Genomic DNA, 23,118 nt, shown 5'->3' with positions numbered 1-23,118 from the left:
ACCCATACCCGGACAGGAAGGGCAAATTCCGTGTCGTCCGACGACCCCATCGCTGGGGCTTCACCGCCTGGACCGCAACCACCTCAATCACCAGCCTCAACCGCCAGAACTCAGGGATCGCTTCGCCGTCGCGCCGTTCGTTGTCGCCCGCCGCGTCGGTGAACGGGGTTATAGTGACCCCACCCACTCCCTGTCTATAGGAATTTTGCAGTCACATGACGATTTTTACCGAACCTCAGGAGCCCCTATATATGCTCGCGCACACGCGCGAATAAGGGGCCCAATCCCACTTTCTTGCCGTTCCATGACAGCCAACCCCGCCAACCTCCCCTACGCCCCTGCCCCCACTCCCCTGCCCCATCCCCCACTCCCCAACAAACCCCTTGACCTCCCCGCGCCGCTCGCGTACATCACCGCCCTCACACGGCCTCGTCCCCTTCGTCTAGAGGCCTAGGACACCGCCCTCTCACGGCGGTAACAGGGGTTCGAATCCCCTAGGGGACGCCACACTTCCAGCACTCTAGCTGGATTTTGCGGGACAATTGCGGGACAGTTTTTCCTCAGCGACCATCGCGAGGACCTGCATCCCATGGCCACCATCACACCCCGGCAGAATCGCGAAGGCCAGGTCATCGGCTACCAGGCCAAGATCCGCCGCCTCGGCCACAAGCCCGTCTCCAAGACCTTCGAGAAGCGCCGGGACGCCGAACGCTGGGTCAAGTCCATCGAGACCGACATGGACCGGCGCGTCTTCCAGGATTACAGCTAGGCCGACGAGACCACCCTGGGCGCCCTCCTCCGCCGCTACCGCGAAGCCATCACCCCGAAGAAGCGGGGTGCGGAGCAGGAAGCCGGCCACTTCCAGGTGATCGAGCACGACGAGATCTGCCTGCGCCGCCTCAGCGGCCTCACCCCGCAGGACATCGCCAACTTCCGCGACCGCATGCTGGCCGCCGACTACGCCCCCGCCACGGTCGTGCGCCGTATGAACCTGATCGCCACCGCCATCGCGCATGGACGCCGGGAGTGGAGCATCCATCTGCCGTCCAATCCCGCCGAGGCCAAGTTGACCGCCCGCCCCAAGGGGGCGGACCGCAAGCGCGAACGCCGCCTGGCCCCCGAGCGGACCGAGATCATCCCCGCATTCTTCCTCATGCGCGCGTCACCGCCTGCGGCCACGCCAGCAAGGTTGGTGGTGGTCTCCATTTCTTCAATGCGGAGGGAGGCGGTACACCCCAAGGGGAAGCCTATGCGGCAGCCATCATACCTATCTGCTCTGCGCCGCGCGGGCGGCGAACGGTGCCAGAAGCGCCACCCGGAACCTGATGGCGACGCGCGGCGTTCCATCCCCGACATTCTCCCGTAGGAGAAGGATGCGAGGCCATGGACCAGATCTCCCCACACGTGCCCGCCATCGACCGCCTGCCGGCCTTCGACGCCGACAGTGGGTTGGTGAACACCGTCCTGGAAACACCCAAGGGCTGCGCCGCCAAGATCAAATACCTTGCGGGACAGGGGCTGTTCACCCTCAGCTATCTTCTGCCGCCGGGCCAGGTCTTCCCTCATAATTTTGGCTTCATCCCGGGAACGGAAGGCCAGGACGGCGACCCTTTGGACCTGCTGCTGGTGACCAACATGCCGCTGCCCATGGGCCTGCTGGTCAAGACGCGGCTGATGGGTGTCATCCGGGCGGAACAGCAGGACCAGTCGACCAGCGCCACCATCCGCAACGACCGGGTGCTGGGCGTGCCGGCGCAGGTGCTGGGAGCTATGGCTGATGACCCCCTACCCGCCCTGTCACGGCAACTGGTGGAAGATATCGAGGCCTTCTTCATCGACTACAACCGCCGCCGCGGCCGCCATTTCCGCCCCCTGGGCGTGGGCGATGCCGATGAAGCCCGGCATATAGTGGAGGCCGGACTGGCCCGGGGCTGACAGCCATCACATCACGGGGAAACACCGCCATGGCGCCGCGTTCGTTCTGGAAAGGCTATCTCAAGCTGTCGCTGGTCACGTGCCAGGTGGCCATGGCACCGGCAAGGTCGGAGAACGAGAAGGTCCGCTTCCACACCCTGAACCTCCAGACCGGCAACCGAGTGGTCAGCCGCTATGTCGACACCGTCACCGGCGACCCGGTGGTCGAGGATGGTGAGGCCAAGGGCTACCCTCGTCGAAGGGACTCTCCTCCACCCGCATGCGCTCCAGCCGGCGGAACAGTTCTTCCGCCACCGACACGGTATAGCCGGTGCCCACCCGGCCCACATGGCGCAGTTGGCCGCCCTCATACACCCCCAAGACCAGAGAGCCGATGGCCCGGCGCGCGGTGGTGGAGGGGACATAACCGGCGCCCAGGAATTCCTGCCGGTTGCCGCACTTGGACTTGACCCAGCTCTTGCCCCGGCCGGATCGGTAGAGGGCATCGCGGACCTTGGAGACGACGCCCCCCAGACTGAGGCGGCAGGCATGGCGCAGCACCAGGCCACCGGACTCGTCGAAATGATCGCTGTAGCGCAGCGGATCGCCCCCTCGGCCAGCAGGTCCTTGAGAACCGCCCTGCGCTGTTCCAGTCCCACGCCGCGCAAATCCTGATCCTCAAGGTGCAAGAGGTCGAAGGCGTAGAACAGGAAGCGGTCGGCGCGGCCCTCGCTGAGGTCGGCCTGCAGGGCGGAGAAGTCGGAGGCACCGGCCGTCGTCTCCACCACCAGGTCGGCCAGCGCCGCCTCGTAGCGGTCATCGAAGGCGGCCGGGTCGAAGGTGCCCTTCTTGGTGTTGATGATGTGCTCCGCCAGCTCCAGCATCTCGCCCTCGATTTTCAGGTCAGGGATGTCGTCAAAGGCTTGCTCGGCGGGCCGCACCACATAACCGAAATTCAGGGTGGTGGCGATCAGGCCGGCATCCTGGGCACGGATCAGCACCGTACGCACCCGGCGGAACAACACCGCCTGGGCCAGCGCTGCCACCTTCTTCAGCCGCATGCCCTCGCGGATCAAGGCGAAGGCCTCGTCCGCACGGCGGTCGGCGGGCGCCAGGTGATAGGGTTTGTCGAAATAGACGTCGTCGATATCGTCGGAGGCGATGAAGGCCGTGACCGTCAGGGTCTTGTCGCTGTCCGGCACGGCGGCGGCCACCTCCTCCGCCTCCAGCACGACATAGTCGCCCGACGCCACCTCATAGCCCTTCATCTGGTCGTCGCGGTCCACGGGTCTGCCCGTCTCACTGTCCACGAACTGGCGGTGAACACGGTGACCGGTAGCGCGGTTGACGGTGTGGAAGGCGATGCGCTCAGAGGACGAGGCGGCGGTGTACAGCCCCACCGGGCAGGTGACCTCCCCGATCTTCAAGAAGCCTTTCCAATTCGCTCTGGATGCCATGGCGCCGGCTCCTGCTCGCCCACTGCGGATGGAACTCTGCCCCCCCCACCGGGGCCGGGGTTCCGGAACTGGGGCCGGCACGGGCGCGTGGCCGTGAATTCACCGGGCGCTTTCCGCTCCGCCTGCGTCAGGTCGCCACAGGCGGGGAACCAAATCCGCCCGGCACCGGTTCAGGGGCGGCTCGATCCGGCCCAAAACCTGAATCCCCAAAACCTGAATCAATGAGGGGAAGCCCCACCCCATGCCCCAGATCTTCACGGCATCCGCCGATACCTGGCTTCGGGCCGGCGTGCTGCTGGTGGGCCTGGGCGTGCTGGTCACGGGCGTCCTGTGGGATGGGGCCATCGGGTCCAGCGCCATCACCGCCGTGGGCTGGGTGCGGGACCAGCCGGTGCCGTTCAGCCATAAGCACCACGTGGGCGATCTGGGCATTGACTGCCGCTATTGCCACACCACGGTGGAGACGGGACCGCACGCGGGCTTTCCCGCCACCCATACCTGCATGACCTGCCATTCCCAACTGTGGACCGGTGCCGCCGCCCTGGCCCCCGTGCGCGACAGCCTGGCCACCGGCACGCCCATCGCCTGGCAGCGGGTGGCGCGCCTGCCGGACTATGTGCAGTTCAACCATTCCATCCACGTGGCGCGCGGCGTGCCCTGCGTCACCTGCCACGGCCGGGTGGACCAGATGCCGCTGATGATGCGGGCCCAGCCCTTCCAGATGCGCTGGTGCCTAGACTGCCACCGCGACCCCGACCCCCACCTGCGCCCGCCGGATCAGGTCACCCGCATGGACTGGAGTACGTGGGACCGCGAAGGGCACGCCGACTATGGCCCCCATCAGGCCGCCCTGTTTGGCATCAAGCCGGAGCGCATGACCGACTGCGCCCTGTGTCATCGGTGACGCCCATGAACGAAACGGCGCGCGACCGCATCACCCAGACCCTGGCCGGCCGCACAGGCCGCACCTTCTGGCGCAGCCTGGAGGAACTAGCGGACACCGCCGCCTTCCGTGAGATGCTGGCGGCGGAGTTCCCGGCCCTGCTGCCATCGCTGGCGCCCACCGGCCTGAGCCGCCGCACCGCCTTGAAGGCGCTGGCCGGCACCCTGGCGCTGGCGGGTCTGACGGGGTGCGATGGCCAACCGGATGAGACGGCCCTGCCCTATGTCACGGCACCGGAGGGCGACATGCCCGGCATCGCCCGGTTCTACGCCACCGCCGTGCGCCTGGGCGGCTATGCCCAGCCCGTCATGGGCAAGACCCACAGCGGCCGGCCGGTGAAGCTGGAGGGCAACCCCGGCCACCCCGCCACCGGCGGCGGCACCGACCTGTACACCCAGGCCGCCCTGCTGGACCTCTACGACCACGACCGGTCGCAAGGCCCGCGCCGTCGCAACCAGCCCACGATCTGGGCCGCCGTGGACACGGCCCTGCACGGCCTGACACAGGAGATGGACGCCAGCCGCGGCGAGGGCCTGCGCCTGCTGACCGGCCCCGTCACCTCCCCCACCCTGATCCGGCAGATGACCAACCTGCGGCAGCGCTGGCCCAACGCCCGCTGGCACATCCTGGACCCGCTGGGGGGCGCGGGGCGGCTGGAGGCGGCGCGCCTGGCCTTCGGCCGGCCCTTACAGGCCCATGCGCTGCTGGACCAGGCGGCGGTGCTGGTATGCCTGGACGACGACCCGCTGGGCCCCGGCCCGGCGCAGGCCACCCTGGCGCGGCGCTGGGCGCGGCGGCGGCTGGCCAGCCAGGCGGGCCAGGGCGGATGCCGCCTGTTCGTGGCGGAGCCGTCCCCCACCCTGACCGGCGCGCGGGCGGACCGGCGGCTGGTGGCGGCCCCGCACCGCCTGCCCGTCCTGCTGAACGCCCTGGAGGGCGGCGCGCCGGACCTGCGGCCGGATGAGGTGCGCTGGCTGGCCGAGGTGAGGGCCGCCCTGGCTGCACATCCCGGCCAAGCGCTGGTGACGGTGGGGCCGTGGTGCGATCCGGCGCTGCAGGCCCAGGCCCTGCGCTTGAACGCCCGTCTGGGGGCGGTGGACCATTGCCTGCGCTTCACCGCGCCGCTGACGGCGCAGGCCGAGCCCTGGGACGATTTGGTGCGCGACATGGCCGCCGGCCGGGTGCGCGGCCTGGTGATCCTGGAGGCCAATCCCGCCCATGCCGCACCCGACGCCAGCGCCTTTCGCGACGCCCTGGCCCGCGTGCCCTTTACCCTGCATGCCGGTCCGCACCTGGATGAGACGGCCGCCGCCTGCCAATGGCACGCCCCCCTGGCGCATGATTTGGAAAGCTGGAGCGACGCGCGCGCGGTGGATGGAATGGTCAGCCTGATCCAGCCGCTGGTGCGGCCTTGGCTGGGCGTGCGCGGCCGCCACGCCCTGCTGGACGGCCTGCTGGGCGGTGCTGCCAGCGACCACGCGGTGGTGCAGGCCACCTGGCGGCCGGAGTTGGGGGCGGACTTCGACCGGCGCTGGACCGACGCGCTGGTCAAGGGCTTCATCCCCGACAGCGCGCCGCCTTGGGCGACACCCACGGTGATCGACACGGCACCGGCGAGCCCCCTGTCGGCGGCGGGCGGCCTGACCCTGCTGGTCCGTCCCGATCCCACCCTGTGGGACGGCGCCAGCGCCAACAACGCCTGGCTACAGGAAACGCCCAAGCCCCTGAGCAAGGTCACCTGGGGCAACGTCGTGCACGTCAGCCCGCACCTGGCGGCCCTGCACGGCCTGAAGAACGGCGATGAGATGACGGTCACGGCCGGTGCCGTCGCCGTCACCGGCCCGGCCTGGATCCTACCGGGACAGGAGGCGGATACCATCACCCTGACCCTGGGCTATGGTCGCCGCCTGCCGAGCCAGACGGCCGACGGCCTGGGGTATGACGCCTATCCCTTGTCCGCCGGTCCCGCCACCCTCACGCCCACGGGCCGGACGCGGGACGTGGCCACCACCCAGCGCCACCACGCCATGGAGGGCGAGGATTTCGTGCGCACCGTGCCGGTCGGCCACCCCACCCTGCCACCGGAGGTGCAGACCCCCAGCTTCTACCCCGACACGCCGCCGGAAAGCCCGTCCTGGGGCATGGCCATCGACCTGGACTTGTGCATCGGCTGCAACGCCTGTGTCGTCGCCTGCGTGGCGGAGAACAACGTGCCCATGGTGGGGGCGGAACTGGTGGCCATGGGGCGGGAGATGCACTGGCTGCGCGTCGACACCTATCACGAGGGCGATCCGGCGGCACCCGCCACCTACTTCCAGCCCGTGCCCTGCATGCACTGCGAACAAGCGCCATGTGAGATGGGTTGCCCGGTCAACGCGGCGGTGCACAGCCACGACGGCCTGAATTTGCAGGTCTACAACCGCTGCATCGGCACCCGCACCTGTTCCTCCTACTGCCCGTACAAGGTGCGGCGTTTCAACTGGTACGACTACACCGCGAAAGCGCCCGAACCTGTGAAGGCCCAGCGCAACCCGGACGTGACCGTGCGCCAGCGCGGCGTCATGGAGAAGTGCACCTATTGCATCCAGCGCATCAGCGCCGCCCGCATCCAGGCCAAGCTGAAGGGCGAAGCCATACCCGATGGCGCCGTCGTGCCCGCCTGCCAGCAGGCCTGCCCCACCCAGGCCATCACCTTCGGCGACGTCACCGATCCGCAGTCCCAAGTCAGCCGGCGCAAGGCCAGCCCGCGCAACTACAGCCTGGTGCCCGAGGCCGGCACCCGCCCCCGCACCACCTACCTGGCCCGTATCGAGCCGGATGACGGGGGTGCCGCATGACCGACACGACGCGGGATACGGAAGGCGCCACCGCCTACGCCCACGTGACGGCGGAGGTGACGCGCATCCCCCTGCACTATCCCCGACCCAAGGCCTGGTGGCTGTGCTTCCTGCCGGCCTGCGGCCTGCTGGCCGTGTTCTTCACGGCACTGGGGGTGCTGCTGTGGAACGGCGTGGGCGTCTGGGGCGTCAACATCCCCGTCAACTGGGGCTTCGACATCATCAACTACATCTGGTTCCTGGGCATCGGCCATGCCGGCACCCTGATCTCCGCCCTACTTCTGCTGCTGAACGTCCACTGGCGCAATTCGTTGAACCGCTTCGCGGAAGCGATGACCCTGTTCGCCGTGGTCTGCGCCGGCCTGTACCCGCTGATGCACCTGGGCCGGCCGTGGCTGTTCTATTGGATGGCCCCGTATCCCAACAGCATGACCCTGTGGCCGCAGTTCAAGAGCCCGCTGACCTGGGACTTTTTCGCCGTCCTGACCTACCTCACCGTCTCAGCATTGTTCTGGTACATCGGCATCGTGCCCGATCTGGCCGCCACCCGGGACCGGGCCAACGGCCGCCTGGCCCAGGTGCTGTACGGCCTGGGTGCCCTGGGCTGGCGCGGGTCCGCCCGGCACTGGGCGCGCTGGGGCCAGGCCTATCGCCTGACGGCCGCCATCGCCGTGCCGCTGGTGGTGTCGGTGCATTCGGAAATCTCGCTGCTGCTGGCCGCAGGCCCGGTGCCGGGCTGGAACTCCACCGTCTTCCCGCCCTACTTCGTGCTGGGTGCCGCCTTCTCCGGCTTCGCCGTCGTCTCCATGATCGCGGTGGTGCTACGCAAGGCCCTGGGCCTGGAAGATCTGGTGCGGCCCCTGCACCTGGACATGCTGGGCCGCCTGCTGCTGGCCACCGGGCTGATGACCGCCTATGGCTACGCGGCGGAGGTGTTCGACACCCTCTATGCCGCCGAGCCGGCCGACTTGTCGCTGTTGGCCGACCGCCTGACCGGCCCCTTCGCCTGGAGCTATTGGGGGGCGGTCATCGGCAATTTCCTGCCGCTGCAACTGCTGTGGTGGCGGGGCGTGCGCCGGCACCCGCTGGCCCTGTTCCTTATCGGCTTCAGCGCCATGGTGGGCATGTGGTGCGAGCGCTTCATGCTGCTGGCCACCACCCTGCACCACAGCTGGCTGGCGTCCAGCTGGCGGCCCTACACCCCCAGCTTCTGGGAGGTGTCGCTGTTCGTCGGCATGCTCGGCGTCTTCCTGGTGCCCTTCCTGCTGTTCATCCGCTTCCTGCCCGTCATCTCCGCGTTCGAGGTGAAGGAGGCGCTGTTTGAGGAGAGCGGGGAGAAAGGGGCCGGCCATGCCTGAGCCCAAGCGCTCCCTGCCGCCCTTCGGCGTGATGGCGGAGTTCGACGATCCCGAGCGCCTGGTGCAGGCGGTGAAGCGGGCAAGGGAGGCAGGCTTCCGCCACCTGGACGCCTACACCCCCTTCCCCGTGACGGAGCTGACGGAGGCGCTGGACATCCGCGACAACCGCGTCCCCTGGCTGACCCTGATGGGCGGCATCGTCGGCGCCGCGGTGGGCTTCGGCATGCAGGTGTGGACCAACCTGGACTATCCCATCCCCATCGGCGGCCGGCCGCTGGTGGCCATTCCGGCCACGATGCTGATCACGTTTGAGCTGACGGTGCTGGGCGCGGTGCTGAGCGCCATCATCGGCATGCTGGTGCTGAACCGCCTGCCCCGGCTGCACCACCCCCTGTTCGGCGTGCCGGAGTTCCACCTGGCCAGCGTAGACAAGTTCTTCCTGGTCATCTTCGGCGATGACCCCCGCTTCGAGGAAGCGGGAGGATTCCTGAATGGCCTGGCGCCCGTGCGGGTGTTGGACGTACCGCAGACGGAGGGGCCGGAATGAGGCGCCTGCTCCTTCTTCTTCCGCTCATCCTCACCCTGTCCAGCTGTGATGAGATGACCCACCAGCCCCGCTATCAGGCGGCGGGGCGCGGCCGGCTATTTCCCGATGGCAAGGCGATGCAGGCGCCGCCCGAGGGCACGGTGGCGCAGGACGATCCGGCCCGCGCGGCGGCGCTGGACGAACGGCCGCCGATGACCCTGGATCTGCTAAAGCGCGGCCGCCAGCGCTATGACATCTATTGCAGCCCCTGCCACGACGTGGCCGGCGCCGGCCGTGGCCCCGTGGTCGCACGGGGGTTCCCGGCCCCGCCCAGCCTGGACGATCCCCGCCTGGTGCGCGCCCCCTCCCGCTATTTCGTGGAGGTGATCACCCAGGGCCACGGCGTCATGTACGACCATGCCGACCGGGTGACCCCGACCGACCGCTGGGCCATCGCCGCCTATATCCGCGCTCTGCAACGGAGCCGCAGCACGCCGGTGGATGAATTGAACGCCGCCGACAGGGCGCATTTAAGCGGGGGGACGCCATGACCCGCCGCCGCTATTTCCCGGCCGTCGCCGGCGTCCTGCTCTGCGGCCCCGTGCTGGCCTATGCGGCGGTGGAGCCGGCGGTGGCGCTCAGCGGCTGGCTGACGGCCTTCGCCTTCTGGAGCGGGCTGCCCATCGGGGCGCTGGTCCTGCTGGCCATGACGCGCCTGGTCCCCGGCGTCTGGCGCCAGGGGCTGGGGCCGGGAGCGGAAGCCACAGTGCCTTTGCTGGGCCTGGCGGCGCTAGCCCTCCTGCCGTTGCTGGCCTGCCCGCCCACCCTCTATCCCTGGGCGGGAGAAGTGGGCCAAGGCTTCCGCGGCTGGTACCTGTCGCCCTGGCCCTTCCGGCTGCGTGGCCTGGTGTTCTTCGCCCTGGCCGGCCTGTTCGCCTGCCGCCTGGTGCGGCAGCCACCGGCCGTGCCGCTGGCCATCACCACCCTGATCGTGCTGGTGCCCTTCCAGGACCTGATCGCCAGCGACTGGCTGATGTCGCTGCAGCCGGAGTTCCATTCCTCCGGCTTCGGGCTTTATGTGCTGGCCATCCAGGTAGTGACGGCGCTGGCCGTGCTGATCCCCCTGCGGCTGGTGGCGGACAGGGAGGCGCCCGCCGGTGTGCTGGCGGGCGTCTGGCTAACGGCCCTGCTGCTGTGGGCCTACCTGGCCTTCATGCAGTACTTCATCAGCTGGTCCGGCGACCTGACGCCGGGCGTGCGCTGGTACCAGCGGCGGGGCGACGGCGCCTGGGGCGTGGTGGAATACGCCGTGGCCGTGCTGGGCCTGCTGCCCCTCTTCCTGCTGTTCTTCCCGCCCATCCGTCGCAGCCGGGCTGCCCTGGTCTGCCTGGCACCGCCGGTCCTGCTGGGCAAAATGCTGGAGATGGCCTGGCTGGTGCTGCCGGCCTTGCCCCAAGGCCAGGGAATGGCGGCCATCGCCGCCGCGCTGGCGCTGATGGGCTTGGGCCTGCTCAGCTGGTTCGGCCTGCGCTGGAGGCGGCCATGAGCCCCCAGCCTGAAACGCAGGACGTTTCCGCCCGGGGCATCGTGTACGCGGCCCTGGGCCTGGCGGCCTTCGTCGCCCTGGCGCTGGGCGTCGTGGCGCTGCTGGTGCCCCTGCTGGGCCATGGGCGGGGTGCGGCGGCGGTGACACCCCCACGCCCGGTCGCGGGCGCGCCGTTGGATGAGGTGCCCTATCAGGGCGGCGCCCAAGTGCGCGCGGCGGCGGCGGCCAAACTGGACCGCTACGGCTGGGCCGACCGCGATGCCGGCCGTGCCGTCATCCCCATCGATCGGGCCATGGAACTGCTGGCCCGGAAGGGCTGGCCAGACCAGGACGAAAAAGATGCGGAGGAGCGGCAATGAGGCGCGCGCTCGTCCTGTTGATGGCGGCCTTCTGGCTGGTAGCCTTCGATCCCTTCCGGACGGCGGGCATCGACCCTCGGCCCGATGCCCGCGTCCCCCTGGAAGGCACCTTCCTGGAAGCCGACGGCCACGCGGTCAGCCTGGCCGACCTGGCGGCGGGCAAGCCCCTGGTGCTGGTCCCGGTGCTGCACCGCTGCCCCAACATCTGCGGCGCCACTCTGGCGGGCCTGGCCCAGGCCATTGCCGCCCAGCGCCTGCGGCCCGGCCGCGACTTCACCCTGGTGGCCTTCGGCATCGATCCGCGCGAAGGGCCGGCCGAGGCCAGCGCCGACCTGGCCGACTTGCGCCACGCCGTCCCCGCCCTGGGGCCTGAGGGCATCCACGCCCTGACCGGTGCCAAGGACCAGATCCGGGCGGTGACCGACGCCCTAGGCTACCGCTACGCCTGGGACGACCGCATCCAGCAATACGCCCATGTGGCGGCGGTGGCGGTGCTGCAGCCGGACGGCCGGCTGAATCACTGGCTCTACGGCCTGGCACCAGCGCCCGATGAGTTGACGCGGGCGGTGATGGAGGCGACGCAGCGTGATCCGGAGACCTGGGGCCAACGCATCCTGCTGCTGTGTTTCCATTACGACCCGATGACGGGGCGCAACGGCCCCCTGATCTGGACCCTGCTGCGCGCGGTGGGCGCCCTGGTGGTGCTGGGCGGTGGGGGCTGGATCGCCTGGGCCGTCGGGCGCGACCGCCGGCCGGTGGGGCCATCATGAACCGGCTGCTGACCTTCTGGGCCGGCCAGGCCTCCCACCATGCGGGCCAGGTGGACACCCTGTTCCTGGGACTAGCCGTCCTGGCCGTGCTGCTGTCGGCGCCGGTGTTCATCCTGATCACCTGGTTCGCGGTGAAGTACCGGCGGGGCAAGCCGGCCGACCGCACCCATGCCGTCAACCGCAACGTCTGGCTGGAGGTCTCGTGGGCGGCCATCCCCTTCCTGGCCACCGTGGCCTTCTACCTGTGGTCCACCGGCCTGTTCATCGACCTGTATCAGCCGCCGGCCGAGGCCCTGGCCATCAATGCGGTGGGCAAGCAATGGATGTGGAAGTTCCAGCACCCCGGCGGCCAGGCGGAAATCAATGAGTTGCATGTGCCCGCCGGCCAGGCGGTGGTGGTGACGCTGGCCTCGCAGGACGTCATCCACAGCCTGTTCGTGCCGGCGCTGCGCCTGAAGCAGGACGTGGTGCCCGGCCGCTACACCCGCCTGTGGTTCAGGGCCGACGCCGCCGGGTCCTACGCCCTGGTCTGCGCCCAGTTCTGCGGCACCGACCATGCCGTGATGGGCGGGCAACTGGTGGTGCAGACGCCGGCCGACTACGCCCGCTGGCTGGCCGCCGCCGGCACCGACGGGTCACTGGCGGCGCAGGGCGCCGTGCTGTTCCGCCAGATGGGGTGCAGCGGCTGCCACGGTGCCGCCAGCACGGTGCACGCCCCGCCCCTGGAAGGGCTGTACGGCCGGCCGGTACCGCTGGCCAATGGCCAAGTGGTGACGGCGGACGACCAGTACCTGCGCGACAGCATCCTGCTGCCCCAGGCCCAGGTGGCGGCGGGCTACCCTGCCATCATGCCCACCTACCAGAACGTGCTGGGGGAGGAAGATGTGCTGAAGCTGGTCGCCTACATCAAGTCGCTGGCCAACGCCCAGCCGGGAGGTGGACATGAGTGAGGCCACTGCGGAAGTGAGCTATCTGGAGCATGGCCACAGCCTGAAGTCCTGGCTGCTGACCACGGACCACAAGCGCATCGCCATCCTCTATTTCCTGTCCATCACCCTGTTCTTCTTCGTGGGCGGGGCGGCCGCGGCCCTGATCCGCATCGACCTGCTGACGCCCGAAGCCGACCTGATGAGCAATGAGGGCTACAACCGCGCCTTCACCCTGCACGGCGTCATCATGGTGTGGTTCTTCCTGATCCCGTCCATCCCCAACACCTTCGGTAATTTCCTGGTGCCGCTGATGATCGGCGCGCGGGACCTGGCCTTCCCCCGGCTGAACCTGCTCAGCTGGTACATCTATATGGTGGGCGGGCTGTTCACCATCGCCGTGCTGGTGCTGGGCGGGGTGGACACGGGCTGGACCTTCTACACACCGCTGTCGTCCATGTTCGCCAACGGCAACGTCATCCTGGCTGCCACCGCCATCTTCGTGGTGGGTTTCTCCTCCATCCTGACGGGCCTCAACTTCATCGTCACGGTGCACCGGCTGCGCTGTCCGGGCATGACCTGGGGGCGGCTGCCGCTGTTCGTCTGGAGCATCTACGCGACCTCCCTCATCCTGGTGCTGGCGACACCGGTGCTGTCCATCACCCTGGTGCTGATCGCGGCGGAGCGACTGTTCGGCATCGGCGTGTTCAACCCGGCGCTGGGCGGCGACCCGCTGCTGTACCAGCACCTGTTCTGGTTCTACAGCCACCCGGCGGTTTACATCATGATCCTGCCGGCCCTGGGGGTGATCAGTGAGCTAGTGGCCACGGCGGCGCGCAAGCCGGTGTTCGGCTACCGTTTCGTGGCCGGGTCCTCCATCGCCATTGCCATCCTTGGCTTCCTGGTGTGGGGTCATCACATGTTCGTGGCGGGGCAGTCCATGTACGCCAGCGCCGTGTTCAGCTTCCTCAGCCTGGCGGTGGCGGTGCCCTCGGGCATCAAGGTCTACAACTGGACGGCCACGCTTTATAAGGGCCACATCGCGCTGGACCCACCCTTCCTGTTTGCCATGAGTTTCATCGGCCTGTTCGTGGTGGGCGGCATGACGGGCCTGATCCTGGCCATGCTGGCGGTGGACGTGCACGTCCACGACACCTACTTCGTCGTCGCCCATTTCCACTACATCATGGTGGGCGGCACGGTCTCCGCCTACTTCGGCGCCCTGCATTACTGGTGGCCCAAGATGATGGGCCGCATGCTGCCCCTGGTCTGGGGGCGGCTGTCGGCCATCTTCATCTTCCTCGGCTTCAACCTGACCTTCTTCCCCCAGTTCATCCTGGGGTACCTCGGCATGCCCCGGCGCTATCACGTCTATCCGGCGGAGTTCCAGACCCTGCACGTGCTGTCGTCGGCGGGCGCCAGCGTGCTGGGCCTGGCCTACCTGCTGCCCTTCACCTACTTGCTCTATTCCCTGCGCCATGGCGGCAAGGCGCCGCCCAACCCCTGGGGCGCCACCGGCCTGGAATGGACCGTGCCCTCGCCCCCGCCGCAGCACAATTTCCATGAGCTGCCCACCGTGGACGGCCCGCCCTACCAATACCCGGTGGAAGTGGACGGCGAGCGGGAGGCGGCCCATGGCTGACACGGCTCAGGCACGCCAGCGCGAAACCACGCTGATGGGCATGTACCTGTTCTTAGGCTCCGAGATCATGCTGTTTGGCGGCCTGTTCGCCGTGGCCCTGGCCCTGCGCCTGATGCACCCGCAGGAGATCGTGGCGGCGTCCAAGCACCTGCACTACGGCATCGGTGCCGCCAACACCGTGGTGCTGCTGACCTCTAGCCTGGCGGTGGCCCTGGCTGTCGCGGCGGCGGAGGCCGGCAAGATCAAGGGCACCGTGGTGGGCCTGCAGGCCGGCGCCGGCCTGGGCATCGGCTTCCTGGCGCTCAAAGCCGTGGAGTACGTCAGCGAGTATCATGAACGGCTGCTGCCGGCCTTGGCCCCGCCCGAGGCCTTCGCCAACCCGGCGGCCCACCTGTTCATGGACCTCTACCTCATCGCCACGTCCCTGCACGCCGTGCACGTGACCATCGGCGTGGGCCTGCTGGCGGGCTTGGCGCTGCGCGTCCACCACCGCAGCCTGGCCCTGCCCCGACAGGCCACGGGGGTGGAGGTCGTGGGCCTCTACTGGCACCTGGTGGACGTTATCTGGATCTTTCTCTACCCCGTCCTGTATCTGGTGCGCTGATGAGAACGATAGCGCCCCTGCTGACCGTCTGGGCCGCCTTGCTAGCCTTGCTGGGCCTGACGGTGGGCGCCAGCCTAGTCCTGACCGGCACCCCCAGCTTGATAGCCAGCCTGGCCATCGCCGGGCTCAAGGCCGCCCTGGTTGTCTGGGTGTTCATGCAGCTGCGGCGCGAAGGCGGCCTGATGCGCGTCATGGCACTGGGCGCCGTCTTCTGGCTGCTGATTCTACTGGGCTATCTGGTGCTGGACTATGCCACGCGTTAGCCGGGACGGGGTCGGATTCACCGCCCGACAGACGGCCACGAGGACAAGGCCGCAAGCAAGGACCGGCAACAGGACGGCAAGCAGAAAGACGAGAAGAATCCCTCGCCCCTGGCCAATCCCAGGGTGCGCATCGGCCTGATCATCGCCGCCGTCGTGGTGTTGGCGGCTCTGATCGCCTGGGGGGTCTATTACTGGACCACTGGCTCAGCTCCTCCGTGGCGATGTCGTACAGCATGTCCTTGCGGCCGGGATCGCTCTCGCCCAGCGCTTGGGTGAAGTAGCGCATGGCGGCCGCCAGTTCGCCCTGAGGGCCGCCGAACTGCTCCAGCATCAGGCTGGCCAGGACCGAGTTGGGCTCCGCCACCCGCACCGTGTACTGCAGGCGCTTGTTGTGCATGAACATGGATGTCGCCCTCCTGAAGGTGGATGGGATGATGGATGGTGGGTCAGTGCTTGCTCGCCGTGCCGGGTGCCGCCATGTCGCGGTGCCGCTTCGCCAGGGTCTCGGCCGGCATGATGTTGGCCAGGGTGGCCTGCAGCTTGTTCTTCCAGCCGCTGACCACGTCGGCTTCGCCTTTCATCAGCGCGTCGAAGCCGTCGCGCGCGACCTTGGCCGGGTCGTCTTTCTCTCCGGTACCCACCTCGGTATCCAGCAGTTCGGCGCGGCGGAAGAAGTCGGTCTCCGTTGGCCCCGGCATGAGGCAGGAGACGGTGACGCCCGTGCCCTCCAGTTCGTTGCGCAGGGCGTAGGCGAAGTTGTCCAGGAACGCCTTGCTGGCGTTGTAGACGGCCTGGTAGCTGCCGGGGATGAAACCAGCGATGGAACCGGTGATGAGAATGCGGCCGGCATTCACCGCCCGCATGTCCCGGCCCACCCGGTGGATCAGGTAGACGGTGCCGGTGACGTTGGTGTCGATCACCCGCCTGGCCTTGACGAAGTTCTGGTCCAGAAAACCCTTGCCTAGTCCCCGGCCAGCATTGGCGAAGAGGGCGTCCACCGGCCGGCCGGCGGCCTGGATGGCGGCATAGAGCGTGTCCACGCCGTCCAACGTGGCCAAGTCAGTCTGCACCGCGTCGACGTGGGCACCCATGGCACGGAAGGTGTCGGCGGCGTCGTGGATTTCGGGTTCGTCGGCGGCGACCACCAGGTCGAAGCCGTTCTGGGCGCACAGCTTGGCCAGTTCGTAGCCGATGCCGGTGGAGGCACCGGTGACGACAGCCAGCTGACGCAAGGGAGCACGGGAAGCAGCCATGGCGTTGTTCCTCTCTCATCTGTTTTGGGATCAGGGCTTCATAACGACCTTGATGCAGCCGTCCTTCTTGTCGCGGAACGTCTTGTAGAGGTTGGGCCCCTCCTCCAGCGACGCGCGATGGGTGATGACGAAGGACGGGTCGATCTCCCCCTCCTCAATGCGGCGCAGCAGGTGGGGCAGGTAGCGCTGCACCGGCGTCTGGGCCATGCGGAAGGTCAGGCCCCGGTTGATGGCCGACCCCATGGGGATCTTGTCCAGGAAGCCGCCATAGACCCCGACGATGGAGACGGTGCCGAAGTTGCGGCAGCACATGATGGCCTGGCGCAGGACATGCGGCCGATCCGTGCCCATGAAGGTTGCGACCTTGATCCGGTCGACGACGGCATCGAAACCGCTGCCGAGGTCGGGCTCGGTGCCCACGGCGTCGATGCAGGCATCCGCCCCGCGGCCGTGGGTCAGGTCCATGATGCGGTCGTAGATGTCCTCTTCCTTGAAATCCAAGGTCATGGCCCCGCCCTGGCGGGCTAGCTCCAGCCGCTCGGGGACATGATCGATGGCGATGACCCGCTCCGCCCCCAGGAGGTAGGCGCTGCGGATGGCCATCTGGCCCACCGGGCCGCAGCCCCAGATGGCGATGGTGTCGCCGGGCTGGATGTTGCAGAAGTCCGCCGCCATGTAGCCGGTGGGGAAGATGTCGGACAGGAACAGCGCCTGCTCGTCCGTCAGGCCGCTGGGCACCTTCATGGGGCCGACGTCGGCATAGGGCACGCGCAGATATTCCGCCTGCCCGCCGCTGTAGCCGCCCAGCAGGTGGGAGTAGCCGAACAGGCCCGCCGGCGAGTTGCCCCATAGCTTGGTCACCTTGGCCTTGTCGGGGTTGGAGCGCTCGCAGGCGGAGAAATATCCCCGCTTGCAGAAGAAGCATTCGCCGCAGGCGATGGTGAAGGGCACCACCACCCGGTCGCCGACCTTCAGGTTGCTGACGCCGCTGCCAACCTCCACCACCTCACCCATGGTCTCGTGGCCCAGGACGTCGCCGCTTTCCATGCTGGGGATGACGCCGTCGTAGAGGTGGACGTCCGACCCGCAGATGGCACAGGCCGTCACCTTCATGACGCAGTCGCGGGCGTGTTCGATCTGGGGGTCGGGAACGTGCTCACATCGGATGTCGCCCTTGCCGTGCCAGGTCAGCGCTTTCATGTGGGAGCCTTTCCATATCGCTGCGGTGGAAGGTGGCGCCGCGTCGTTCCCAGGCAGCCGCCAGGGCTGGCGCCATGCGGTCAATGGCGGCGCGGGAAAGGCAACGGTCACGAAGTGCGGGATCAATTCCGGCCGGGACCACAGGTTCCGATGATTTTTAGGAGCCGCCGCCGATTCCGGTCGGGCCCCTCAGTCCCCTAGCGTGTAGGCCCGGACGTAGTCACCGATCTTGGTGCCGAAGGAGCCGTGGCCGCCGTCCACGGTGACGACGTATTGCCGCCCACCCTGTTGGTAGGACATCGGCGTGGACTGCCCGCCGGCCGGCAACCGGTCCTGCCACAGCAGCCGGCCGTCGCTCACGTCGAAGGCCCGGATGGAATAGTCCATGGTGGAGGTCAGGAACACCACGCCGCCGGCCGTCACGAGGGGGCCGCCCAGCATGGGCACGCCCAGTTCCAGCGGTATGGGCAGGGGCGCCATGTCGCGGATAGTGCCGACGCGGTGCCGCCACACCACCCTGCTGGTACGCAGGTCGATGGCCGCCAGTTCACCCCAGGGGGGTTGCAGGCAAGGGATGCCCAGCGGTGACAGGAACACACCCAGGTTGGCGCCGAAGGGCGTGCCGTACATGGGCTGCACGCCCAGTTCCGTTCCCGGTGGATGCTGGCCGTTGGGTGCAGCCGGGTTGTCCTTCCCCCTCGGAATGAGGCGGGAGATGAAAGGGATGGACATGGGGTTGGCAATGGCCAGCTGGCGCCGCGGATCGATGGCGATGCCACCCCATTCGAACATGCCGAGGTCGCCGGGGAAGACCAGCGTGCCTTGCAGGGACGGCGGTGTGAACGGTCCCTCGTAGCGCAAGCGCTTGAACAGGATGCGGCAGGCCAGCTGGTCGAACATCGTGCCGCCCCACATCTGGGCGCCCGTCAGTTTGTCCTGGGGTCGGAAGCTGAGCGCGGAGGCGGGCTGTGTCGGGGCCAGCCGATCGCCGGGTGCCGCCCCCTGCGGCACCGGCACCTCCGGCGCCGGCACGATGAGGTGCCCGTCGCGACGATCCAGCACGAAGATGTTGCCCGTCTTGGCCGGGACGTAGATCGCCGGCACCGGGCCGGCGGGGGTGGCCACGTCCGCCAAGCTGGGCTGGGCCGGCACATCCATGTCCCAGACGTCGTGGTGCACATTCTGGAAGGACCAGCGCAGCTTGCCGGTGGCGATGTCCAGGGCGACCAGGGCGCTGTCATAGCGCTCCTGTGCCGGCGTGCGCTTGCCGCCCCAGATGTCCGGCGAGGCCGAGCCCAAGGGCACATAGACCAGACCCAGGGCCTCATCCACCGCCGACACGATCCAGGAGTTGGGGCTGCCGGCGGTGAAGTGGTGGGTGGCCGACGGCATCTCGTTGGGGTCGGGGTTGCCGGCGTCGAACGCCCAGACCAGCCTGCCGCTGTAGACATCGAATCCCCGGATGACACCTGACGGCACCTTGCCGGAGTAGTTGTCGATGACGGCGCCGCCCATGATCAGCACCTGGTCGGTCACCGCCGGCGGCGACGTGCCCTGGTAGAACCCAACCTGCTTTACCGCGCTGCCGCGCTTCAGGTCGATCTGGCCATGGTCGCCGAAGCCGTCGCACGGCTTGCCGGTCTCCGCGTCCAGGGCGAACAGTCGGCCGTCGTCGGTAGGCAGATAGATGCGGGTGGGGCATTCGGCCGGGGCCGGCGTGCCGTCGACCGCCGTGGCGCCGGGGCGCGTGCGGTGGAAGGCGACACCGCGGCAGGTCATGTGCTGGAAACCCGGGTTGCGCTGGACCTGGGGGTCGAACTTCCAGCGCAGCGCGCCCGTGGCGGCGTCCAGGGCGAAGACGATCTGGTGGGGGGAGCAGGTGTAAAGGAGGCCGCCCACCTTCAAGGGCGTCACCTCCGTCGTGATCTCGCCCGGGTCGTTCGGCCCAGGCAGATCGCCGGTGCGGAACTGCCAGGCCAGCTTGAGGTGCCCAACATTCCGCGGGGTGATCTGGGCCAGGTCGGAATAGCGGTCCCCTCGGCCGCTGCCGCCGTAGGCCGACCAGTCGCCTGCTGCCTGATCGGCGGCGGGCGGCTCCAGCCCCAAGGGCCGCACCGTGCCCTGAATGGCATGCCGGTCCCGGGCGAGGGCGACGCCCACGACGGTGACGGCCAGCACCAGCACACCGCCCAGTGCCAGGACCGGCGCCCGCCCGGCGGGGACCAGGCCGCGGGTGATGAAGGGCAGCATCAGCCAAACGCCCAGCGGCACCAGGACGTCGCCGCGCGGTGCCAATGCCCAGAAATCGAAGCCCACCTCCCAGACCGCCCAGGCCATGGTGACCAGCACCAGGGCGGCATGCAGCCACAGCGCCTCCGTCCGGCGGCGCCACAGCAGGAGACCGACGGCCAGCAGCACGATGCCGGCGGCGGCATAATACGGGCTGCCGCCCAAAGCTATCAGCCAACCCCCGCCGATCAGGAGGTACAGGCCGAAAAGGGCGATGACCGCCCCCGTGGCCACGACCAGGCGCCGCTCCCAGGCCGGGCTCATCGGGTCGGCTTCCCGGCCTGGACCTTGGCGAAGTGCAGGGTCAGCCAGATACCCATGATCAGCGCACCCATCACCAGCACGACAAAGTCAGGCGTCACCACTGCCATCACCGGTCGGACGGACCATAGGACCAGCCCGATGAGTATGTTGACGAAGCCCCATAGGAAATTCACCAGGGGCGAGCTGTTCCCCTTGGCGGGCGGTTTGGCGAAGGGCGTGGGGAACGGCCGACCCTGCAGGCCCGCCACCAGATGGGGGACGCCGTTGCACAGGAAGGCTCCGGCGAAGAACAGCGCGATGTAGTCCATGGGGTAAAACCCACCCTCGCGACGAAGGGATGGAATGAGAGGGACCTCCGGAGCACACGGCGCCGGAGGTCGCGGAGGGAGTTAGGCCGCCAGGCTGTTGATGCCGTTCTTGGCCAGCATGGTCAGCTTCTCGTCGGTGGCCTTTTCCTCGTCCAGGTTCTGCTGCAGCAGCCGCGCGCAGTCGTCGCGCCCCAGCAGCTGCGCCCAGGCCACCAAGGTGCCATAGCGGGAAATCTCGTAGTGCTCCACCGCCTGGGCGGCCGCCACGAGGGCGGCGTCCAGCACCTGCTTGTCGTCCACGTCGCCGGCGACGTCGTCGGCCTCGTCGATAATGCCGTCGATGGCCGGGCACTTCACCGCCTCCGGCTCGACGCCGTGCAGCTGGAAGACTTGCTCCAGCCGCTGAATCTGGCCTTCGGTCTCGCGCAGATGGGTCTCGAAGCCCTGCTTCAGCTCCGGGCCGGTCGCCTTCCCGGCCATGTCGGGCAGCGCCTTCAGGATGCGCTTCTCAGCGTAGTAGATGTCCTTCAGCTGATGGACGAACAGATCGTTCATCGTCTCGATGTCCTTGGTGAACAGACCCATGAATTCCTCCGGGATGGTGTTGAGGGCACCCCGCGGCGCCCCGCCCCTTAATCCGGCATCGCGGCGAAGGTTCCGGATCAGGCGACCGATCGGCGGCGCAGCATACGCCAGGGATGCGCGTACCAAAGCAGCGCCAGGACGAGCAGGACCGCACCCCCGGCGAAGGCGCCAATCACCGGGGAATGGAGGATGACCCCGATGGTGACGGCCGCATCGGCGGCCATGCCGATACCCAGCGGCAGGGTGGCGGCGGTGACCAGGCGGCTGCCCACCACCAGGAAGCGGGGACAGGCCTCCCCGGCGTAGACCAGGCGGTGATACGCCGCCGGCGCCATTAGCATCCTCCTCCTGACGATTCAGGATCGATGATGCACCATCAGATTCTGGGACTGCACACCTAGGCTAGATTGAACGCCTCGCCGTAAATCGGTGCCCTCCAGCACCCCCATCGACTTCAATAGAATCAAATGGATACCGTGCCGATCGGCGTCCAAACTGCGCGCCGATTAACAGCCAGGGCCCGGAACCGGATCATCTTTGCCAACCCATGGACCACCCGCTCCAGCGCCCGGGGGTCTTCGATGCAGCGCGCCAGCCGGTCGGCAATGCCCAGCCGACGTTCCACCTCCGCAAAAAGCAGGACGCCACCATCCGACGACAACCGCCCCCCCGTCGAAGCGGGCGATAACAGGCTTGCCGCAGACCGGTGACAGGCCAGGCAGTGACAAGATAGGATCAATTTCGGCGGGCATGGCGTTCTGGAAACGGCAGGTTCGGCTTTAACAATCGAATTCCACGTGATTCCAGGACTTTAGGCCATGTCCGCCGACCCCGGTGAATTATTCGGGCTAGGATAAACGCCGGTTTGCCGGCACACGTGCAGCATAGGCCAAGGCCAGCCCGAGGCGGCGACATCACACTGATCGCATCGGGCCGGTTCCACGGTGCCGTCAGCAGTGATGTCAGTTGGCGATAGCGAGCGTGGCCGGCGCGATGGCCTCACCATCCAGGATGACCTGGAACTGAGGCGTGCAGGCGGACCCGACGGCCTGCACCTCGATCTTGGGTACCGTCTTGGCCCCCGCGGTCTTGAGCGCCGCCAGCAGGTTGCGGCGCACCACCTCGTCGGTTATCTCCGCCTTGCCGTGGGGGGCGTAATAGACGGTCAAGGTCTTTACCTGGCCAATGCCGCTAGAGGCGTTGGCCAGCACCTTTGCCAGGTTCTTCACCGCACCGGTGACCTCATGTTCGAAATTGTCATAGCCTTCGATCGTGAAGTCCTTCTGCTGGGCACTGACACCCCCGAACAGGACCGTGCCCGGCGCCGTGGCGGCCCGGCCGCGGAGTTCGGGATTGACCAACTCCCGCGTCAGGCTGTCGCCATCCTCGACCAGCCGGACCTGCAGGGCCACCTTGGCGCCGGCGGGCTCCAGCGATTCAACGCCCACCGTTGACCGTACGGGATAATCGATCCCGCCAACCGTTCCCGCCATGGAATTGTTGCGCACGGCGAAATAAGCAGCCAACGCGTCGCCGATCAGCCGCGTGTCCTCGAGCTTCTCGCCCACGAAACGGACGTTTAGGCGAATGATGGCGTTACGCCGGGCCCCGCGCGCCGCGAGTTGCTTGTCCAACGCATCCAGGGCGGACGCCAGTTGCGCCTTCAAGTCGCCGGACGTGTCGGAAGGCGTGATCGTGCCCAGGTCGGCCGTTTTCACCCAGGACTTCGTCACCACGGCCAAAGAGGCCGACCAGCGGGGAAAGTTGTCCGGGCTGGCGTAGCGCAAGGGCAGGCGCGTTGCATCCGTTTCCCTTTGTTGGGCGGCGGCCAGGGGTGAGCAAGCGAGGCCAAGAAAAATCGTCGTCAATAAAAGAGAATTACGCATGACTGTCTCCTATTATCTTGAATTGAGGTTGAGATCCGGGGTACGTGCGTCATTTTCGATGCACGATCCAAAGGCAGATGACGTGAATTTAAGATGGTTAATTTAGATATGTACTATGGTTCTTGGCCCTGAGGGCAACATGGGATGCCACGACCCGAAACCGCCAATGATAAACGGCCTCAAGCCCA

The 23,118-nt window shown here is 67.9% G+C and carries 24 protein-coding genes, 1 tRNA gene and 3 pseudogenes; 17 read left to right on the top strand and 11 right to left on the bottom strand.

The genetic code is table 11. The annotated features are described in order from the left end of the window. Positions 1-431: 431 nt before the first annotated feature. From FBZ89_RS25895 to FBZ89_RS32135, 5 genes and pseudogenes are all read left to right on the top strand, one after another. Positions 432-507: transfer RNA gene (locus FBZ89_RS25895), tRNA-Glu, on the top strand. 82 nt (positions 508-589) lie between these two features. Next, a complete protein-coding gene (locus FBZ89_RS25890; protein WP_145753479.1) occupies positions 590-769 on the top strand; it encodes a hypothetical protein in 180 nt (59 codons plus the stop codon). Positions 770-865: 96 nt separating this feature from the next. Continuing rightward, positions 866-1,366: a hypothetical protein gene (locus FBZ89_RS25885; RefSeq protein WP_145753477.1), complete on the top strand. Its 501-nt coding sequence runs from the start codon at positions 866-868 to the stop codon at positions 1,364-1,366. 17 nt (positions 1,367-1,383) lie between these two features. Next, the gene (locus tag FBZ89_RS25880; RefSeq protein ID WP_145753475.1) at positions 1,384-1,935 is read left to right on the top strand and encodes an inorganic diphosphatase; all 552 of its coding nucleotides are present in this window, start codon (positions 1,384-1,386) and stop codon (positions 1,933-1,935) included. A gap of 29 nt (positions 1,936-1,964) precedes the next feature. Further along, positions 1,965-2,108 (top strand): annotated as a pseudogene (locus FBZ89_RS32135) (non-homologous end joining protein Ku); the annotation flags it as partial. Positions 2,109-2,121: 13 nt separating this feature from the next. Here FBZ89_RS32135 and FBZ89_RS31720 read toward each other — a convergent pair. Next, complete coding sequence (locus FBZ89_RS31720) at positions 2,122-2,262, bottom strand: hypothetical protein (RefSeq protein WP_246172586.1); 141 nt, start codon at positions 2,260-2,262, stop codon at positions 2,122-2,124. Between the two features lie 473 nt (positions 2,263-2,735). Next, positions 2,736-3,371 (bottom strand): annotated as a pseudogene (gene ku, locus FBZ89_RS25870) (non-homologous end joining protein Ku); the annotation flags it as partial. A gap of 241 nt (positions 3,372-3,612) precedes the next feature. Between ku and FBZ89_RS25865 the strand changes: the two are divergent. The 12 genes from FBZ89_RS25865 to FBZ89_RS25810 are packed head-to-tail and all read left to right on the top strand — an operon-like array spanning position 3,613 to position 15,145. Then, on the top strand, positions 3,613-4,275 hold the full coding sequence (locus tag FBZ89_RS25865; protein ID WP_145753473.1) for a cytochrome c3 family protein: 663 nt from the start codon (positions 3,613-3,615) through the stop codon (positions 4,273-4,275). A 5-nt stretch (positions 4,276-4,280) separates the two neighbouring features. Continuing rightward, entirely contained in the window at positions 4,281-7,151 is a 2,871-nt protein-coding gene (locus FBZ89_RS31980; RefSeq protein ID WP_145753471.1) for a TAT-variant-translocated molybdopterin oxidoreductase, read from the top strand. Then, the gene (gene nrfD, locus FBZ89_RS25855; RefSeq protein WP_145753468.1) at positions 7,148-8,509 is read left to right on the top strand and encodes an NrfD/PsrC family molybdoenzyme membrane anchor subunit; all 1,362 of its coding nucleotides are present in this window, start codon (positions 7,148-7,150) and stop codon (positions 8,507-8,509) included. Before FBZ89_RS31980 ends, nrfD begins: the two co-directional genes overlap by 4 nt. Beyond that, positions 8,502-9,056, top strand: a complete 555-nt coding sequence (locus FBZ89_RS25850; RefSeq protein WP_145753467.1) for a DUF3341 domain-containing protein — start codon at positions 8,502-8,504, stop codon at positions 9,054-9,056. The genes nrfD and FBZ89_RS25850 overlap by 8 nt, the downstream gene beginning before the upstream one ends. After that, positions 9,053-9,586: a c-type cytochrome gene (locus tag FBZ89_RS25845; RefSeq protein WP_145753465.1), complete on the top strand. Its 534-nt coding sequence runs from the start codon at positions 9,053-9,055 to the stop codon at positions 9,584-9,586. The genes FBZ89_RS25850 and FBZ89_RS25845 overlap by 4 nt, the downstream gene beginning before the upstream one ends. Beyond that, positions 9,583-10,581, top strand: coding sequence for a hypothetical protein (locus FBZ89_RS25840; protein WP_145753463.1), 999 nt, complete (start codon positions 9,583-9,585; stop codon positions 10,579-10,581). Before FBZ89_RS25845 ends, FBZ89_RS25840 begins: the two co-directional genes overlap by 4 nt. Continuing rightward, positions 10,578-10,940: a hypothetical protein gene (locus FBZ89_RS25835; protein ID WP_145753461.1), complete on the top strand. Its 363-nt coding sequence runs from the start codon at positions 10,578-10,580 to the stop codon at positions 10,938-10,940. The genes FBZ89_RS25840 and FBZ89_RS25835 overlap by 4 nt, the downstream gene beginning before the upstream one ends. Beyond that, positions 10,937-11,710: an SCO family protein gene (locus tag FBZ89_RS25830; RefSeq protein WP_145753459.1), complete on the top strand. Its 774-nt coding sequence runs from the start codon at positions 10,937-10,939 to the stop codon at positions 11,708-11,710. Before FBZ89_RS25835 ends, FBZ89_RS25830 begins: the two co-directional genes overlap by 4 nt. Beyond that, positions 11,707-12,660 carry a cytochrome c oxidase subunit II gene (coxB, locus tag FBZ89_RS25825; protein ID WP_145753457.1) on the top strand — a complete coding sequence of 318 codons (954 nt, stop codon included), beginning with the start codon at positions 11,707-11,709 and terminating at the stop codon, positions 12,658-12,660. The genes FBZ89_RS25830 and coxB overlap by 4 nt, the downstream gene beginning before the upstream one ends. Further along, positions 12,653-14,278 carry a cytochrome c oxidase subunit I gene (ctaD, locus tag FBZ89_RS25820; protein ID WP_145753455.1) on the top strand — a complete coding sequence of 542 codons (1,626 nt, stop codon included), beginning with the start codon at positions 12,653-12,655 and terminating at the stop codon, positions 14,276-14,278. Before coxB ends, ctaD begins: the two co-directional genes overlap by 8 nt. Then, positions 14,271-14,882: a cytochrome c oxidase subunit 3 gene (locus FBZ89_RS25815; protein ID WP_145753453.1), complete on the top strand. Its 612-nt coding sequence runs from the start codon at positions 14,271-14,273 to the stop codon at positions 14,880-14,882. Before ctaD ends, FBZ89_RS25815 begins: the two co-directional genes overlap by 8 nt. After that, positions 14,882-15,145, top strand: coding sequence for a cytochrome C oxidase subunit IV family protein (locus tag FBZ89_RS25810; protein WP_145753451.1), 264 nt, complete (start codon positions 14,882-14,884; stop codon positions 15,143-15,145). The genes FBZ89_RS25815 and FBZ89_RS25810 overlap by 1 nt, the downstream gene beginning before the upstream one ends. A gap of 139 nt (positions 15,146-15,284) precedes the next feature. Here FBZ89_RS25810 and FBZ89_RS25805 read toward each other — a convergent pair whose 3' ends face one another. The 9 genes and pseudogenes from FBZ89_RS25805 to FBZ89_RS25765 form a co-directional block, all read right to left on the bottom strand. Beyond that, positions 15,285-15,548, bottom strand: coding sequence for a manganese catalase family protein (locus tag FBZ89_RS25805; protein ID WP_246172581.1), 264 nt, complete (start codon positions 15,546-15,548; stop codon positions 15,285-15,287). Between the two features lie 43 nt (positions 15,549-15,591). Next, the gene (locus tag FBZ89_RS25800; protein WP_145753450.1) at positions 15,592-16,398 is read right to left on the bottom strand and encodes an SDR family NAD(P)-dependent oxidoreductase; all 807 of its coding nucleotides are present in this window, start codon (positions 16,396-16,398) and stop codon (positions 15,592-15,594) included. A gap of 30 nt (positions 16,399-16,428) precedes the next feature. After that, positions 16,429-17,598: a zinc-dependent alcohol dehydrogenase gene (locus FBZ89_RS25795; protein ID WP_145753448.1), complete on the bottom strand. Its 1,170-nt coding sequence runs from the start codon at positions 17,596-17,598 to the stop codon at positions 16,429-16,431. 189 nt (positions 17,599-17,787) lie between these two features. Then, a complete protein-coding gene (locus tag FBZ89_RS25790) occupies positions 17,788-20,151 on the bottom strand; it encodes a membrane-bound PQQ-dependent dehydrogenase, glucose/quinate/shikimate family (RefSeq protein WP_145753446.1) in 2,364 nt (787 codons plus the stop codon). Further along, the gene (locus FBZ89_RS25785; RefSeq protein ID WP_145753444.1) at positions 20,148-20,459 is read right to left on the bottom strand and encodes a hypothetical protein; all 312 of its coding nucleotides are present in this window, start codon (positions 20,457-20,459) and stop codon (positions 20,148-20,150) included. Before FBZ89_RS25785 ends, FBZ89_RS25790 begins: the two co-directional genes overlap by 4 nt. Before the next feature lie 81 nt (positions 20,460-20,540). Next, positions 20,541-21,044: a YciE/YciF ferroxidase family protein gene (locus FBZ89_RS25780; RefSeq protein ID WP_145753442.1), complete on the bottom strand. Its 504-nt coding sequence runs from the start codon at positions 21,042-21,044 to the stop codon at positions 20,541-20,543. 77 nt (positions 21,045-21,121) lie between these two features. Then, positions 21,122-21,379: a DUF6328 family protein gene (locus FBZ89_RS25775; protein WP_145753440.1), complete on the bottom strand. Its 258-nt coding sequence runs from the start codon at positions 21,377-21,379 to the stop codon at positions 21,122-21,124. A 173-nt stretch (positions 21,380-21,552) separates the two neighbouring features. Beyond that, positions 21,553-21,796, bottom strand: a pseudogene (locus FBZ89_RS31700) (transposase); the annotation flags it as partial. 210 nt (positions 21,797-22,006) lie between these two features. Then, complete coding sequence (locus FBZ89_RS25765; protein ID WP_145753436.1) at positions 22,007-22,930, bottom strand: RidA family protein; 924 nt, start codon at positions 22,928-22,930, stop codon at positions 22,007-22,009. Between the last annotated feature and the right edge of the window lie 188 nt (positions 22,931-23,118).

The organism is Nitrospirillum amazonense (assembly GCF_007828045.1).
GTDB classification, from domain to species: domain Bacteria; phylum Pseudomonadota; class Alphaproteobacteria; order Azospirillales; family Azospirillaceae; genus Nitrospirillum; species Nitrospirillum amazonense_C.
The sequence above is the reverse complement of the archived record's forward strand: the minus strand, read 5'-3'. Positions and strand labels throughout refer to the sequence as shown.